This window comes from Lysinibacillus sp. GW821-FHT14F06 (assembly GCF_058803665.1).
This window is the reverse complement of record NZ_JBXAPF010000002.1, coordinates 141,598-154,930: the sequence shown is the minus strand read 5'-3', so window position 1 is coordinate 154,930 and position 13,333 is coordinate 141,598. Positions and strand designations below refer to the sequence as shown.

Below are 13,333 nucleotides of genomic sequence, written 5' to 3'. Positions count from 1 at the left end.
TTACCGTCTAATATACTGTTTGAGGCATACATACTAAAAAGGAGGTTTTTATGGAAAACATAGATCTCATACTGATTATCAAGCACATTATTATTGGACTTGTACAAGGCTTCACGGAGCCAATACCTGTGTCGTCGAGTGGTCATGTCATGATTGCGAGTGAAATTCTTGGTCTAGGTGAGCAAGGCTTTACTTTTGCTATTTTAACAAATACCGCTTCATTGTTGGCCATTGTCTATATCTATCGTAAGGATATTGTTCGGCTCATTTCACACTTTTTCCTCTTTCTTAAAACCGGTGAAAAGCGCTATAAGGCAGATTTTCGTTTTGCCATTTTTATCGTAATTGGCACGATTCCAGCAGGCGTTTTAGGTGTGTTATTTAGTGATTTTATTGCAGACAATGTGAGCATGACAACAATTGCAATTATGCTGTTTGTAACAGGTATCGCCCTTTGGCTTATTCGCAATATGCGAGGTACAAAAAAGGATGCAGATTTGACTGTAAAAGATGCTATCATTGTTGGCTTAGGTCAAGCTGTCGCACTCACACCAGGCATCAGTCGTTCAGGAGCAACGATTATATCAGCTATTGCTGTGGGAATGAAGCAGGATACAGCCCTACGCTTTTCCTTTATGCTTTATATTCCAATAAGCCTTGGTGGTGTTGTGCTTGGAATAACAGATTTTTTAAATGAACCCAATAAGGGTACATTAGCCATACCATATGCAGCAACATTTATCGCTACATTATTCATGACTTATTTTGCAATGCGTTGGTTTATGGGCATTATGAAAAGCGGTAAGCTTAGTTACTTTACTTATTATTGTTTTCTTGTAGGTACGCTCTTATTAATATTTTATTAATATAAAGCCTTCTAACAGTTATTTGTTGGGAGGCTTTGTTTTGTGTTTTGTCAAACTTCGTCATAAAATCTATCATTAGTATAAGCTATCAATAGTTCGTCAATAACAGTTATGCTATAGTAGTTTTTTCAATAGGATGAAAGACAGTCATTTTTTCTAGCGAAACTGCATTTTGGCACGTCAACGACTTTAAAAAATGTTATGATAGTTGTAGTTTTGTGAAAAACTTGATTTTAGTAAAGGAGCCGAAAACATGTCATCTGCTTCTTATTTAACGGTAAAAGCATTAACAAAATATATTAAACGAAAATTTGATGCCGATCCACATTTACGTGAGGTGTATGTCAAGGGAGAGCTATCGAATGTTAAAATTCATCAATCTGGACATATCTATTTTACATTAAAGGATGATGGTGCTCGAATAGCGGCTACAATGTTTAAAACGGCAGCCACTAAATTAGCGTTTGAGCCCAAGGAAGGAATGCAAGTATTTATCCGGGGTGATGTAAACGTTTACGAGGGCTACGGTACCTATCAGCTATATGTACAGGAGATGCAGCCTGATGGGGTTGGTAGCTTATTTGTTGCCTTTAACCAATTAAAAGAGCAATTACAAAAAGAAGGTCTTTTTAAACCAGAATGGAAACAGCCGATTCCAAGATTTCCAGAAAGAATTGGTGTCTTGACATCTACAACGGGGGCAGCGATTCGAGATATTTGTACAACGTTAAAACGACGTTACCCACTTGCTGAAATATTGATTTATCCAACGCTGGTTCAGGGGGGACAAGCTGCACCAAATATCGTTCAAAATATTGAACAAGCAAATCTCAATGCTTATTGTGATGTTCTCATCGTTGGACGAGGTGGAGGATCAATAGAAGATTTATGGGCATTTAATGAGGAGATTGTGGCCCGTGCTATTTTTAGTAGCCACATACCTATTATTAGTGCTGTTGGTCATGAAACGGATACGACAATTGCGGATTTTGTGGCAGATTTACGTGCACCTACACCAACTGCTGCTGCTGAAATGGCTGTACCTGATCAACAGGATTTATTTCAGCGTGTACTGACACAAAAATCGCAGCTTCATCAAATGGTGAGGGCGCAACTTATGGCTGAGCGACAACGTCTAAATAAGCTCCAACAGTCTTATCCTTTATCAATGCCAGAAAGACTATATCGTCCGTTTACTGAAAAACTAGCTCAGCTCGAATCAGACTTACAAAAAGCCATGCAAGTAGATTTGATGAAAAAAGGTGCACAGCTTCAGCAGCTACATAGTGCTATCGAACAGCATTCACCAAAAAAGGCACTCACTTTTTATCAACGTGAGCTAGAAACACGAATTCAACAATTAACACGTGCTTCCACACAATATGTGACGAAGCAAAAACATCAATTTGAGGCAACCATTCGAACTTTAGAAGCTTTGAACCCACTTGCCATTTTAACAAGGGGTTTTACAGTAGCTTATAAAGATCAACAAATGATTAAATCATCCGCTGAAGTCAAACAGCAGGATCAGTTAACCTTGACCTTCCATGATGGAAAGGTTATCGCTGAAGTGACAAAAATCTTGCCAAAGAATGAGGGGGAATAATTATGGCAGAGAAACAACAGACTTTCGCGGAAGCAATGACAGCGCTTGAGGAAATAGTCCGTCAGCTAGAGCAAGGTGATGTACCATTGGAAAACGCGATTGATTTATATAAGCAAGGAATGGAGCTATCACAATTTTGCCATAGTAAACTGCAACATGCGGAGGAGCAACTGATATCTATTGTCCAAGAGACAGGTGAAACGACTGCATTTGATCCATTAAAGGGAGAGAATTAACAAATGAATGAGCAATTAAAGCATTTTATTGAAAGCAACATACCACAAGTTGAAGCTGAAATGTATGCACTTGTTGAGAAAATTGATGCACCAGCTGATTTAAAAGAATCAATGCTATATTCACTAAAGGCTGGAGGAAAACGAATTCGTCCACTTTTCGTGTTAGCCGTACTTGAGCTATTTAACAAGGATTTAAAGGATGGATTAACTGTAGGATCGGTTATTGAAATTATCCATACGTATTCATTAATCCATGATGATTTACCTAGCATGGATAATGATGATTTTCGTAGAGGGAAACCGACCAATCATAAAGTATATGGTGAAGCATTAGCAACACTTGCTGGGGATGCGTTAAATACGCTTGCATTTGGGATTTTAGCACGCATGAATGTATCTGCTGAAAAACGGATTGAATTGGTTAACCTATTAAGTATAGCCGCTGGCGCAGAAGGTATGGTTGGTGGTCAGGTACTTGATATGGAAGGAGAGCAGCGCCAGTTAAATATAGCTGAGCTTGAGCATGTTCATATCAATAAAACAGGAGCTTTATTACGATTTAGCATTGAAGCAGGAGCGGTATTAGCTGATGTGTCTCCAGAGGATCGAGCAACATTAAAGAAATATGCACATCATATCGGTCTTGCATTCCAAATTCAAGACGATATTTTAGATATTGAGGGCACAACAGAGGAGCTGGGTAAAACAGCAGGTAAGGATGTAGCGAGTGATAAAAGCACATATCCAGCCCTATTATCATTGGATGGAGCGAAGGATAAGTTAGCTGAGCATTACCAGTTTGCCATTCATGCACTTGATCAATTACAGGTCGAAGTTGGTTTACTACGTGAGTTTGCAGCCTATATTGTTCATCGTAAAAACTAAAAGAAAAACAAGGCGGTAAGGCTGAGGAATATGCTAGAATAGTTGAGGACGTTTGACGATGTGCAAACAATAAGTGTTCGTACTTTTAGCATATTGATAACACTGTTATAATGGTGGAAACACAAATACGGTGAATATTTTATGGAAAAGGTGTGTGAGAAAGGTGGATTTAAATAAAATAACTAGTCCATCCTTTTTAAAAAACTTAGACAAGAAGGACCTTGAGCATCTTGCACAAGAAATTCGTACCTTCTTAATTGAAAAGTGTTCTGTCACAGGTGGTCATATTGGACCGAACCTAGGTGTTGTGGAGCTAACAATCATGCTTCATAAAATGTTTGACAGTCCAAAGGATAAGTTTTTATGGGATGTTGGCCACCAAGCTTACGTGCATAAAATTTTGACAGGTCGTGCGAGTCAATTTGACACACTACGTCAGTTCAAGGGGCTTTGTGGTTTTCCAAAGCTTGTAGAGAGTGAACATGATGAGTGGGAAACTGGTCACAGCTCGACATCTTTGTCAGCAGCTATGGGTATGGCTGCAGCACGTGATATTAAAAATGAAAAGAATTTCGTTGTACCTATTATTGGTGATGGTGCTTTAACAGGCGGTATGGCACTAGAGGCATTAAATCATATTGGCCATGCAAAAACTAATATGATTGTTATTTTAAACGATAATGAAATGTCCATTGCCCCAAACGTCGGCGCTTTACACAATGTACTTGGACGTTTACGTACAGCGAAGGAATATTCAAAGGCGAAAGAAGAGCTTGAATCTCTTATCAACAAAATCCCTGTATTAGGCGGCAAGCTTGCTTCAACAGCTGAGCGCGTAAAGGATAGCTTAAAGTATTTAGTGGTGTCAGGTGTATTCTTTGAAGAGCTAGGCTTTAAATATCTGGGACCTATCGATGGACATGATTTCGATGCACTTGAGATGACATTATCTTATGCTAAAAAAGTAAAAGGGCCAGTACTTGTTCATGTTATTACGAAAAAAGGAAAAGGCTATAAACCTGCTGAAGACGATACAATTGGCAATTGGCATGGGACAGGTCCGTATAAAATTGAAAACGGTGCCTTTGTGAAGTCAGAGACGAAAGGTCCAGCTTGGAGCAGTTTAATTGCTGAGACTGTTCGTAAAATTGCACATGAGGATAAACGAATAGTTACCATCACACCTGCTATGCCTGTTGGTTCTAAACTGCAAGGAATTCAGAAGGATTTTCCAAAGCGATTCTTTGATGTAGGAATTGCTGAACAGCATGCAGCAACAATGGCGGCAGGTTTAGCAACACAGAAAATGAAACCATTTTTAGCGATTTACTCGACGTTCCTACAACGTGCCTATGATCAAGTACTGCATGATATTGCACGCCCTAATCTAAATGTCTTTATAGGGATTGACCGTGCTGGTTTAGTTGGTGCAGATGGTGAAACACATCAAGGTGTATTTGATATCGCCTTCCTTCGCCATATACCGAATATGACAATTATGATGCCAAAGGATGAAAATGAAGGACAACATATGGTTAAAACTGCCATAGATTATGATGGTGGCCCAATTGCCCTGCGTTATCCTCGAGGAAATGGGATTGGCGTTCCATTGGATGATGAGCTTATAACTTTACCTATAGGAAGCTGGGAAGTGTTGCGTGAGGGAAAAGATGCAACAATTTTAACATTTGGTACAACGATTCCAATGGCAATGGAGGCGGCTGACTTGCTAGCTCAGCAGGGAATTGATATCGAAGTGGTAAATGCCCGCTTTATTAAACCGATGGATGAGGATATGCTGCATCGTATTTTATCAAGTAAGAAGCCTATTTTGACGATTGAAGAAGCGGTATTACAAGGTGGCTTTGGCAGTGGCGTGCTTGAATTTGCTCATGACCATGGTTATATAAATGCAATAATTGATCGTATGGGAATCCCTGACCAATTTATTGAGCATGGCAATGTAGATCAGCTACTTGCTGAGATTCACATGTCAAATGAGGATATAGTGGCACGTATGCAAGTGTTACTTCAACAAAAACAGCAAGTAGGTTTGAATAAATAATGACAAAACAACCGAAAGAACGTGTAGATATTTTACTTGTAGAGCGTGGGCTATGTGAAACCCGTGAAAAAGCAAAGCGTTCCATAATGGCAGGCCTAGTGTTTTCAAATGAAATCCGTATTGATAAGGCTGGGGAAAAAATAGCTATTGATGCCCCATTACAAGTAAAAGGCTCTGATTTAAAATATGTTAGCCGTGGTGGCTTGAAACTAGAAAAGGCACTACAAATATTTGATATGTCTGTTGAGGGGAAGCTAATGCTTGACATTGGCTCCTCTACTGGAGGATTTACAGACTGCGCATTACAAAATGGTGCAAGGCATTGCTACGCATTAGATGTGGGTTCCAACCAGCTGGCCTGGAAGATTCGCTCTGATGAACGTGTCACAGTGATGGAAAAAACAAATTTCCGTTATACGACAGCAGCAGATTTAACAGAGGGCTTGCCAGAATTTGCAACCATTGATGTCAGCTTTATTTCATTAGCGCTAATTTTACCTGTTTTAAAAACCTTGTTGATGCCAGGAGGCGATGTGATGGCGCTCGTGAAGCCTCAGTTTGAAGCTGGGAAAGATAAGGTTGGTAAAAAGGGCATCGTTCGAGATAAAAAAGTTCATTTAGAGGTATTAGAAAAGACAGCAGCCATGGCGTCAGAGGTCGGCTTTGTCGTTAAGGATGCTTCGTTTTCTCCCATTACAGGAGGCGAAGGAAATATTGAATTTTTATTCCATTTAGTGAATCCTGTAGCGGATGAACAAATTCCTGCTTATACATCTTTTGATACACTCGTAGAAGAAGCGCATAACTCCCTAAAATAACACGTGCTCAATAGTTGAGCCGTGTTTTTTCTTGTACTTTTATGCTGAAAATGGTAGTGTGAATATACATATATTTAATTATTTATAAGAGGTGACTACTATGAATAAAGGACAAAGACATATACGGATTCGAGATATTATTGCCAATCATGAAATAGAAACACAAGATGATTTAGTCGATTTTTTAAAGGATGCAGGCTATAATGTGACGCAAGCAACGGTATCACGTGATATAAAGGAACTTCATCTTGTTAAAGTTCCATTACAGGATGGACGCTATAAATATAGCTTGCCCGCTGACCAACGTTTCAATCCTATGCAAAAATTGCATCGTGCATTGGCTGATGCATTTGTCAGCATTGATGGCGCATCGCATTTTTTAGTTATGAAGGCTCTTCCTGGTAATGCAAATGCTATTGCATCGCTGCTTGATCATTTAGATTGGCCAGAAATTTTAGGTACGATTTCTGGTGATGATACGATCTTAATTATTTGTCGTGATGAAAATGAGCGTGAAAATACAAAAAATCGCTTATTAGAAATGCTATAATTTAGCGTGGGAATTTGATACAGAGGTGACATTTTTGTGTTAAGAGAGCTTAGTATTCGAAACTTTGCCATTATTGAGGATTTGACAGTTAGCTTTTCAAATGGTTTAACTGTATTAACAGGAGAAACAGGTGCCGGAAAATCAATTATCATTGATGCCGTCCATTTACTTGCAGGCGGTAGAGGTAACTCTGAATTCATTCGTCATGGAGCAAGAAAAGCTGAATTGGGCGGTTTATTTCAAATCTCTAGTTCTTTGCATCCAGTTCATAAGAAGCTTGAAGAAGCAGGCATAGAGATTGAAGAAGATACCATTATTTTACGCCGTGATTTACATGATACTGGTAAAAGTGTTTGCCGAGTAAATGGAAAACTGGTGCCATTATCTGTACTTCGTGATATTGGCGCTAGTTTAATCGATATTCATGGTCAACATGAAAATCAGGAATTGATGGACGAAAAACAGCATATTTATTTGCTGGACCACTTTGCAGAGGAACAACTTGCTCCAATTCAGGAATTATACAGTTCCCAATATGAAGAATATCGTTTGCTAAAAAGAGAATTGGCATCTATTTCAATTGATGAGCAGTTAATGGCGCAGCGTATTGATTTATACCAGTTTCAAATGAAAGAGCTAGAGGATGCCAAATTAAGGCTAGGTGAAGAAGATGAGCTTCTTGATGAACGTCGCCGTTTGATGAATTTCAACAAGATTTTTGAGCGTTCTAATGAAGCCTATGAAGCGATTCAAGGTGAATCGAAAGGTCTTGACTGGATTGGCAATGCAATGGGTGCTTTAGAGGATGCTGCAAGAGTTGACGATCAGTTTAAAGAAGCCTCGGAAGCTGTAACCACAGCATTCTATTCATTACAGGATGCTGCCCATCAGGTCAAAAATGTATTAGATGAATTAGAATTTGACCCAGCACGATTAAATGAAGTGGAGCAGCGTTTAGCCCTATTCCAAAATTTAAAGCGTAAATATGGCTCAACTATAGAAGAGATATTAGCCTATTACGATAAAATTAAAACAGAGCTGAATGAGCTCTTAAATCGCGATGAAATTTTACAGGTTAAAGAGCGAAAAGTACTAAAAATGGAATCAGCGCTACAAGAGCTGGCAGTACAATTATCTGCTATTCGTAAAAAATCTGCACATGATTTAAGTGAGGCTATTATGGCTGAACTACGTGAATTACATATGGAAAAAGCAAAATTTATTGTTAATTTTGATGAATTATCATTTTTTGATGCTAATGGTAAAGACCAAGTTATTTTTTATATTTCCACAAACGTTGGCGAGCCACCAAAATCATTACCTAAAATTGCATCTGGTGGGGAATTGTCACGTATGATGCTGGCTTTAAAGACCATTTTCTCATCCTCAAACGGCATCACCTCTATTATTTTTGATGAGGTAGATACTGGTGTAAGTGGGCGAGTTGCACAGGCAATTGCAGAAAAAATTGCTGCAATCTCTATTAATTCTCAGGTTTTATGTATTTCACATTTACCACAAGTTGCTGCGATGGCAGATCATCATTATTTTATCAAAAAAGAAGTGGAACATGATCGAACATTTACTTCATTGAATGAAATTGATACAGAAGCACGCATTGAAGAAGTAAGTCGCATGATGTCTGGTGCAGAAATTACTGACTTAACTTTACAGCATGCAACAGAGCTATTAAAGATGGCGAATGCCCGAAAAATACAAATGAGATAACCTTTTATCCAGAAACATTTTCGATGTTTCTGGGTTTTTTCATTTTGCACAAATATTTACCGCTTATAAGAATGCCACAACAACACATAGTAAAAAGACAAAAATGAAAAGGAGGTGTCGTATGTATCGTCGTTGGCGTCAATTTGTCATTTTGCCTATGCTCATCGTTTTATTATTCATGCCAGTTCAGGTATTTGCCGCAAAAAAGCTAATTCCGATGGGCGAAGCAATTGGAATTCAACTTCAGCTATCTCATGTATTTGTAGCACATGATGTGCTATTAGCTTCCAATCAATGGATGAAAGGAGGCGCTGTGATTGAAAAAATAAATGAAATACCTGTAAAAACGCTTGCAGATGCCAAACAGGCTGTTGCTCAGCAAGGGCAGCAGAAATGGACGATGAAAAGTGAAGGAAAAGAAGTAACCCTTGAGTTACAGGAGAAAGAAGCAGCACATGTTATTTCCTTTTTAAAAGATGAAACAGATGGAGTAGGAACATTGACGTACATTGATCCAGAGACAAAAAATTACGGTGCATTAGGCCATCAAATTGTCGATTCAACATTACAAGAAGCCCCTGTTTTTCGAGCTGGTTCCATTTTTTTAGCTTCGATTCAACAAATTCGTAAAAGTATACCTGGCCAACCCGGCTATAAAATTTCCTCCATTGAAAAACATCAGGAACGACTAGGGAGTATCGATAAAAATACCGTTTATGGAATTTTTGGTCGTTGGGAAGACGGCTATCCACAAAGTTTGCCAAAAGCAATTGAAATTATGCATGAAAAAGATATAAAAACAGGAAAAGCTGAAATCTACACGGCGATAGAGGGCAGTAAGGTGGAAACTTTTTCAATAGAAATTATAAAGATCGAAAATGAACGCCTTGAATTTATCATATCCGACGAAAAGCTCATTGAAAAAACAGGTGGTATCTTGCAGGGAATGAGCGGTAGCCCTATCATCCAAAACGGTCGTTTTGTAGGTGCTGTTACACATATGTTTGTGGAGGAGCCAAAAAAAGGAGCAGCTATTACTGTATCGGAAATGTTAAGAAAGTCATCATAAATAGTGGGGCTGCCTTTGGGTGGCTCCATTTTTTCATGAAAATTTGTTTTTTTTATATGTAATTCATCAAGTATTTCGTTTCTTTTATAAAGGGATTAGCGATAGTAAAAAAAAACTGTAGTTTTATCTCAGTTTTTTCACTAAAATAAAGAAGATGAGCATTCGACATTTTGCAGGTATTTATCATAACTTGTCGATAAAAAAAGAAAGTATCGGACTACATACTCATTTTTGGAAATAGAAAAGGTTTTTAAAACAAAAATGTCGAAAATTCCACAGTGTGCCAAAAATGGCATAAGGGGTAGGTTACGCTTTGAAGTGATTCAAAGCACAGTCCAGAAGGAGGAATTGAAATGACAAAGGTAAAGGTAGCGATTGCAGACGATAATCGTGAGTTATTAAAGACAATGGAGCAGTATTTTCAAGGGCATCCCGAAATAGAAATAATCGCAACTGCTTCAAATGGAAAAATTTGCTTACAAATGCTTGAGGAATTTACACCAGATATTTTACTCCTAGATATAATAATGCCTCATCTTGATGGTTTAGCGGTTTTAGAATCTATGTATCAAAATGAAAGAATGTCATCTATCCAAGTTATTATGTTAACGGCATTTGGTCAGGAAGATGTCATGAAACAAGCAGTAGACTTAGGGGCCTCCTATTTCATGTTAAAACCATTTGAATTTGATCAATTGGTTCAAAAGATTTTACATTGTGCTGGACAAAAAGCAACACTTCCTAAAAAGACAAGTGTTTTACAACCTACAGCGCCACAAAAATTGAATCAGCATCAACTAGATAGCACAATTACTGCCATCATTAAAGAAATCGGTGTCCCTGCACATATTAAAGGGTACTCTTATTTACGAGAAGCTATTCAAATGGTGTTCGAGGATATCGACTTATTAGGCTCTGTGACGAAAATTCTATATCCAGAAATCGCTAAAAAGTTCAATACGACTCCTTCACGTGTAGAGCGTGCTATTCGCCATGCCATTGAGGTAGCGTGGAATCGAGGTAATTATGAATCGATTTCGACGATGTTTGGCTATACAGTTCATCACTTAAAATCAAAACCGACAAATAGTGAATTCATTGCCATGATTGCTGATAAGATTCGCATTGATATGATGGCGAGCTAAACCTTGATATATCAAGGTTTGTAGCGATTGGCTTAGCGGAGAATGAATGGTAAATCAAAATTAGATAACGCTTATATAGCGAAAATTATAACGCCTTTTTAGACAGTTTACGCCGACTGTTTGAGGGGGCGTATTTTTTATGTCTATAAGTCAATTTTTAATCGAAATTGACCGTTATATGTTGGATTGTTCCGCAAAAGGCCTTTCGCCTAAAACGCTAAAATCGTATGAGCAAACGCTAAAACTGTTCAGAAGGTATCTTTTGGATAACTTTGAAATAGATGACGTTAAAAGCGTCAAGATAGAGCATATACGCGCTTATATTCGTTCTATCGAAGAAAGAGGTAAGTTCGAAATAAGTGCTGCAGAAACGCCTGTAAACTACCCAGAACGATGCAGCGATTTTGGCAAGCCGGTAAGTAAAACGACCATTATCGAATTATGTACATACCATAAAAGCATTTTAATCGCACTTATATTCAGAACAGCTTATACAGAGCAATCCTTTGAAAGGTTTAAAGAATGTGAAACCGGAGCAAAAATTAAGGTAATGCTGGAAGATAATGAATCGAAACGGTTTTTCCGTTCCCTCAATGTTAGGAAATTCGATCAATACCATGATTGGATAATAGCTCGATTAATCTTTGATACTGTAGAAGAATAGGAGAATTGTTGGAAGTTGTTGTATCTGATATAGATTTGCGAGGGAATGCGTTGTTATTACGCAAAACAGCATTATAAACGAGCTTGGTCGTTCTTTTTTGCGTTGAAATTGCGTGACCCCAAAACCCTCGGTTCTGACAGGCGCTTTCTGGTGCCCGCTATTTACACGCAATATTTTTTCATTTGAGGGGTAATCATACTAGTAGAAATAAATAATATACATTAACTTGAATTTATGTAAAAATAGGATTATGTATAATATATCAAATTATTGAAGGGGGAATTTTTATGGGATTATTTGATGGATTAATAGGAAATGCAACCGAAGTAAATTTGGAGAAATTACAAGAAGAATTAAAAGATTTATTGATACCTAACGAGACAATAAAAAATGCATACAAAGTCATAAGAGATACATTTATCTTTACTAATATAAGGCTTATTTTGATTGATAAACAAGGTGTAACGGGCAAGAAAACCGAGTATCATTCAATTCCTTATAAAAATATACTTCATTTTTCTGTAGAAACTGCGGGGACATTTGATTTAGATGCAGAATTAAAAATATGGGTTTCGGGTAGTGCTCTACCTATACAAAAAAACTTTAATAAATCGACTAATATTTATCAACTTCAAAGTGTATTAGCGGAATACGTTTTAGGATAGCTATTAAGTTGAGCGGTCAACATTTTTTATGTTGGTCGTTCTTTTTTTGCCTACCTATCCAGTTCGCTATATCCCGCTCGTCTGCTGCTAACGACTTCTACGCAATATTTTTAATTCCTCAAGGTAAAAATTTAAATCGTGTTTCTTCCTATATAAATAAATATAAAACGCAAACTGACGCAACAGGGTATATTTAAAAAAGGAGTGACGCACTTCTAACGCATTCATATCAAGGGTTTTTAGTGAAAATTAAGGGTTGCAATTGCAATTTATCCACGGGAAATGTATAGTTTTTTCAGCGCAAAAAATAATATTTATCGGTAATAGATCAAAGCAGTTAAATTGAAGATGAATGTAAAAGAAATGTCCTTATTTTCGGGTTATTCTATTTCTAGGATTTATGGACATTTACAGGAAATTAGACTTATTGACGAAGAGTTTGCGTTTGGGAGCGATGGTGTCACTATATTTTCTTTAGATGAATCCGCAGCTTATATGATAATGTTACGAACTATTGAGGCAACAGGAAGAGTTAAAAAGGGTATAGTTGCATTATGCAAGGCGTTAGGTAAATATGAGTCGTGTAAAACTGCGAAGGCTTCCGGTAGAATGACTGGTAAACTTTCGCTATATAAAAATTATCTAAAACGCAATGAATCGAGGTAATTATGAATCGATTTCGACGATTTTTGGCTATACAGTTCATCACTTAAAATCAAAGCCGACAAATAGTGAATTCATCCCAATGATTGCGGACAAGATTCGTATTGATTTGAAGGCGAGCTAAAAAGGAGAATGACCTGTAGCCATTATTTATAAATATTATAATATTCAAAGCGCCTGTATAAGCAGTCCTTAAACTGTTTATGAGGCGTATTTTTTTCATTTAGTTAAGAAGACCTAATACATATTTGTGAAATTTATGACAAAAACAGCATCTATACGATAAATTAATTAAAAATTTAGTAAATAGCATGATTATTTACGGTTGTTTTATACAATTATGATAAGTGAATAGCATATAGTAAGTAAAATA

The 13,333-nt window shown here is 37.4% G+C and carries 13 protein-coding genes and 1 pseudogene; all 14 read left to right on the top strand.

Features of this window, described 5'->3' with window-relative positions; genetic code table 11:
• The first annotated feature begins 50 nt into the window (after nucleotides 1-50).
• The gene (locus AC1RNS_RS02970) at nucleotides 51-866 is read left to right on the top strand and encodes an undecaprenyl-diphosphate phosphatase (RefSeq protein ID WP_492990669.1); all 816 of its coding nucleotides are present in this window, start codon (nucleotides 51-53) and stop codon (nucleotides 864-866) included.
• Nucleotides 867-1,119: 253 nt separating this feature from the next.
• Nucleotides 1,120-2,472, top strand: coding sequence for an exodeoxyribonuclease VII large subunit (gene xseA / locus AC1RNS_RS02965; protein WP_492990668.1), 1,353 nt, complete (start codon nucleotides 1,120-1,122; stop codon nucleotides 2,470-2,472).
• A gap of 2 nt (nucleotides 2,473-2,474) precedes the next feature.
• Entirely contained in the window at nucleotides 2,475-2,708 is a 234-nt protein-coding gene (gene xseB, locus AC1RNS_RS02960; protein WP_053597070.1) for an exodeoxyribonuclease VII small subunit, read from the top strand.
• Between the two features lie 3 nt (nucleotides 2,709-2,711).
• Complete coding sequence (locus AC1RNS_RS02955; protein ID WP_492990667.1) at nucleotides 2,712-3,593, top strand: polyprenyl synthetase family protein; 882 nt, start codon at nucleotides 2,712-2,714, stop codon at nucleotides 3,591-3,593.
• A 163-nt stretch (nucleotides 3,594-3,756) separates the two neighbouring features.
• Nucleotides 3,757-5,658, top strand: coding sequence for a 1-deoxy-D-xylulose-5-phosphate synthase (dxs, locus tag AC1RNS_RS02950; protein WP_492990665.1), 1,902 nt, complete (start codon nucleotides 3,757-3,759; stop codon nucleotides 5,656-5,658).
• Complete coding sequence (locus AC1RNS_RS02945) at nucleotides 5,658-6,476, top strand: TlyA family RNA methyltransferase (protein ID WP_492990663.1); 819 nt, start codon at nucleotides 5,658-5,660, stop codon at nucleotides 6,474-6,476. Before dxs ends, AC1RNS_RS02945 begins: the two co-directional genes overlap by 1 nt.
• A 100-nt stretch (nucleotides 6,477-6,576) precedes the next feature.
• A complete protein-coding gene (ahrC, locus tag AC1RNS_RS02940; RefSeq protein WP_283868585.1) occupies nucleotides 6,577-7,026 on the top strand; it encodes a transcriptional regulator AhrC/ArgR in 450 nt (149 codons plus the stop codon).
• Between the two features lie 36 nt (nucleotides 7,027-7,062).
• Nucleotides 7,063-8,754, top strand: a complete 1,692-nt coding sequence (gene recN, locus AC1RNS_RS02935) for a DNA repair protein RecN (protein WP_492990662.1) — start codon at nucleotides 7,063-7,065, stop codon at nucleotides 8,752-8,754.
• A gap of 121 nt (nucleotides 8,755-8,875) precedes the next feature.
• Nucleotides 8,876-9,823 (top strand): SpoIVB peptidase S55 domain-containing protein, encoded by a 948-nt coding sequence (locus AC1RNS_RS02930; RefSeq protein WP_492990661.1) that lies wholly within the window; start codon nucleotides 8,876-8,878, stop codon nucleotides 9,821-9,823.
• A gap of 353 nt (nucleotides 9,824-10,176) precedes the next feature.
• Nucleotides 10,177-10,968: a sporulation transcription factor Spo0A gene (spo0A, locus tag AC1RNS_RS02925; RefSeq protein ID WP_492990660.1), complete on the top strand. Its 792-nt coding sequence runs from the start codon at nucleotides 10,177-10,179 to the stop codon at nucleotides 10,966-10,968.
• A 139-nt stretch (nucleotides 10,969-11,107) separates the two neighbouring features.
• Nucleotides 11,108-11,632 (top strand): site-specific integrase, encoded by a 525-nt coding sequence (locus AC1RNS_RS02920; protein WP_492990659.1) that lies wholly within the window; start codon nucleotides 11,108-11,110, stop codon nucleotides 11,630-11,632.
• A 287-nt stretch (nucleotides 11,633-11,919) separates the two neighbouring features.
• A complete protein-coding gene (locus tag AC1RNS_RS02915; protein WP_492990658.1) occupies nucleotides 11,920-12,297 on the top strand; it encodes a PH domain-containing protein in 378 nt (125 codons plus the stop codon).
• Between the two features lie 348 nt (nucleotides 12,298-12,645).
• Complete coding sequence (locus AC1RNS_RS02910) at nucleotides 12,646-12,963, top strand: hypothetical protein (protein ID WP_492990656.1); 318 nt, start codon at nucleotides 12,646-12,648, stop codon at nucleotides 12,961-12,963.
• Nucleotides 12,947-13,084: pseudogene (locus tag AC1RNS_RS02905) on the top strand (sporulation initiation factor Spo0A C-terminal domain-containing protein); the annotation flags it as partial. The gene AC1RNS_RS02910 and the pseudogene AC1RNS_RS02905, both read left to right, overlap by 17 nt.
• Between the last annotated feature and the right edge of the window lie 249 nt (nucleotides 13,085-13,333).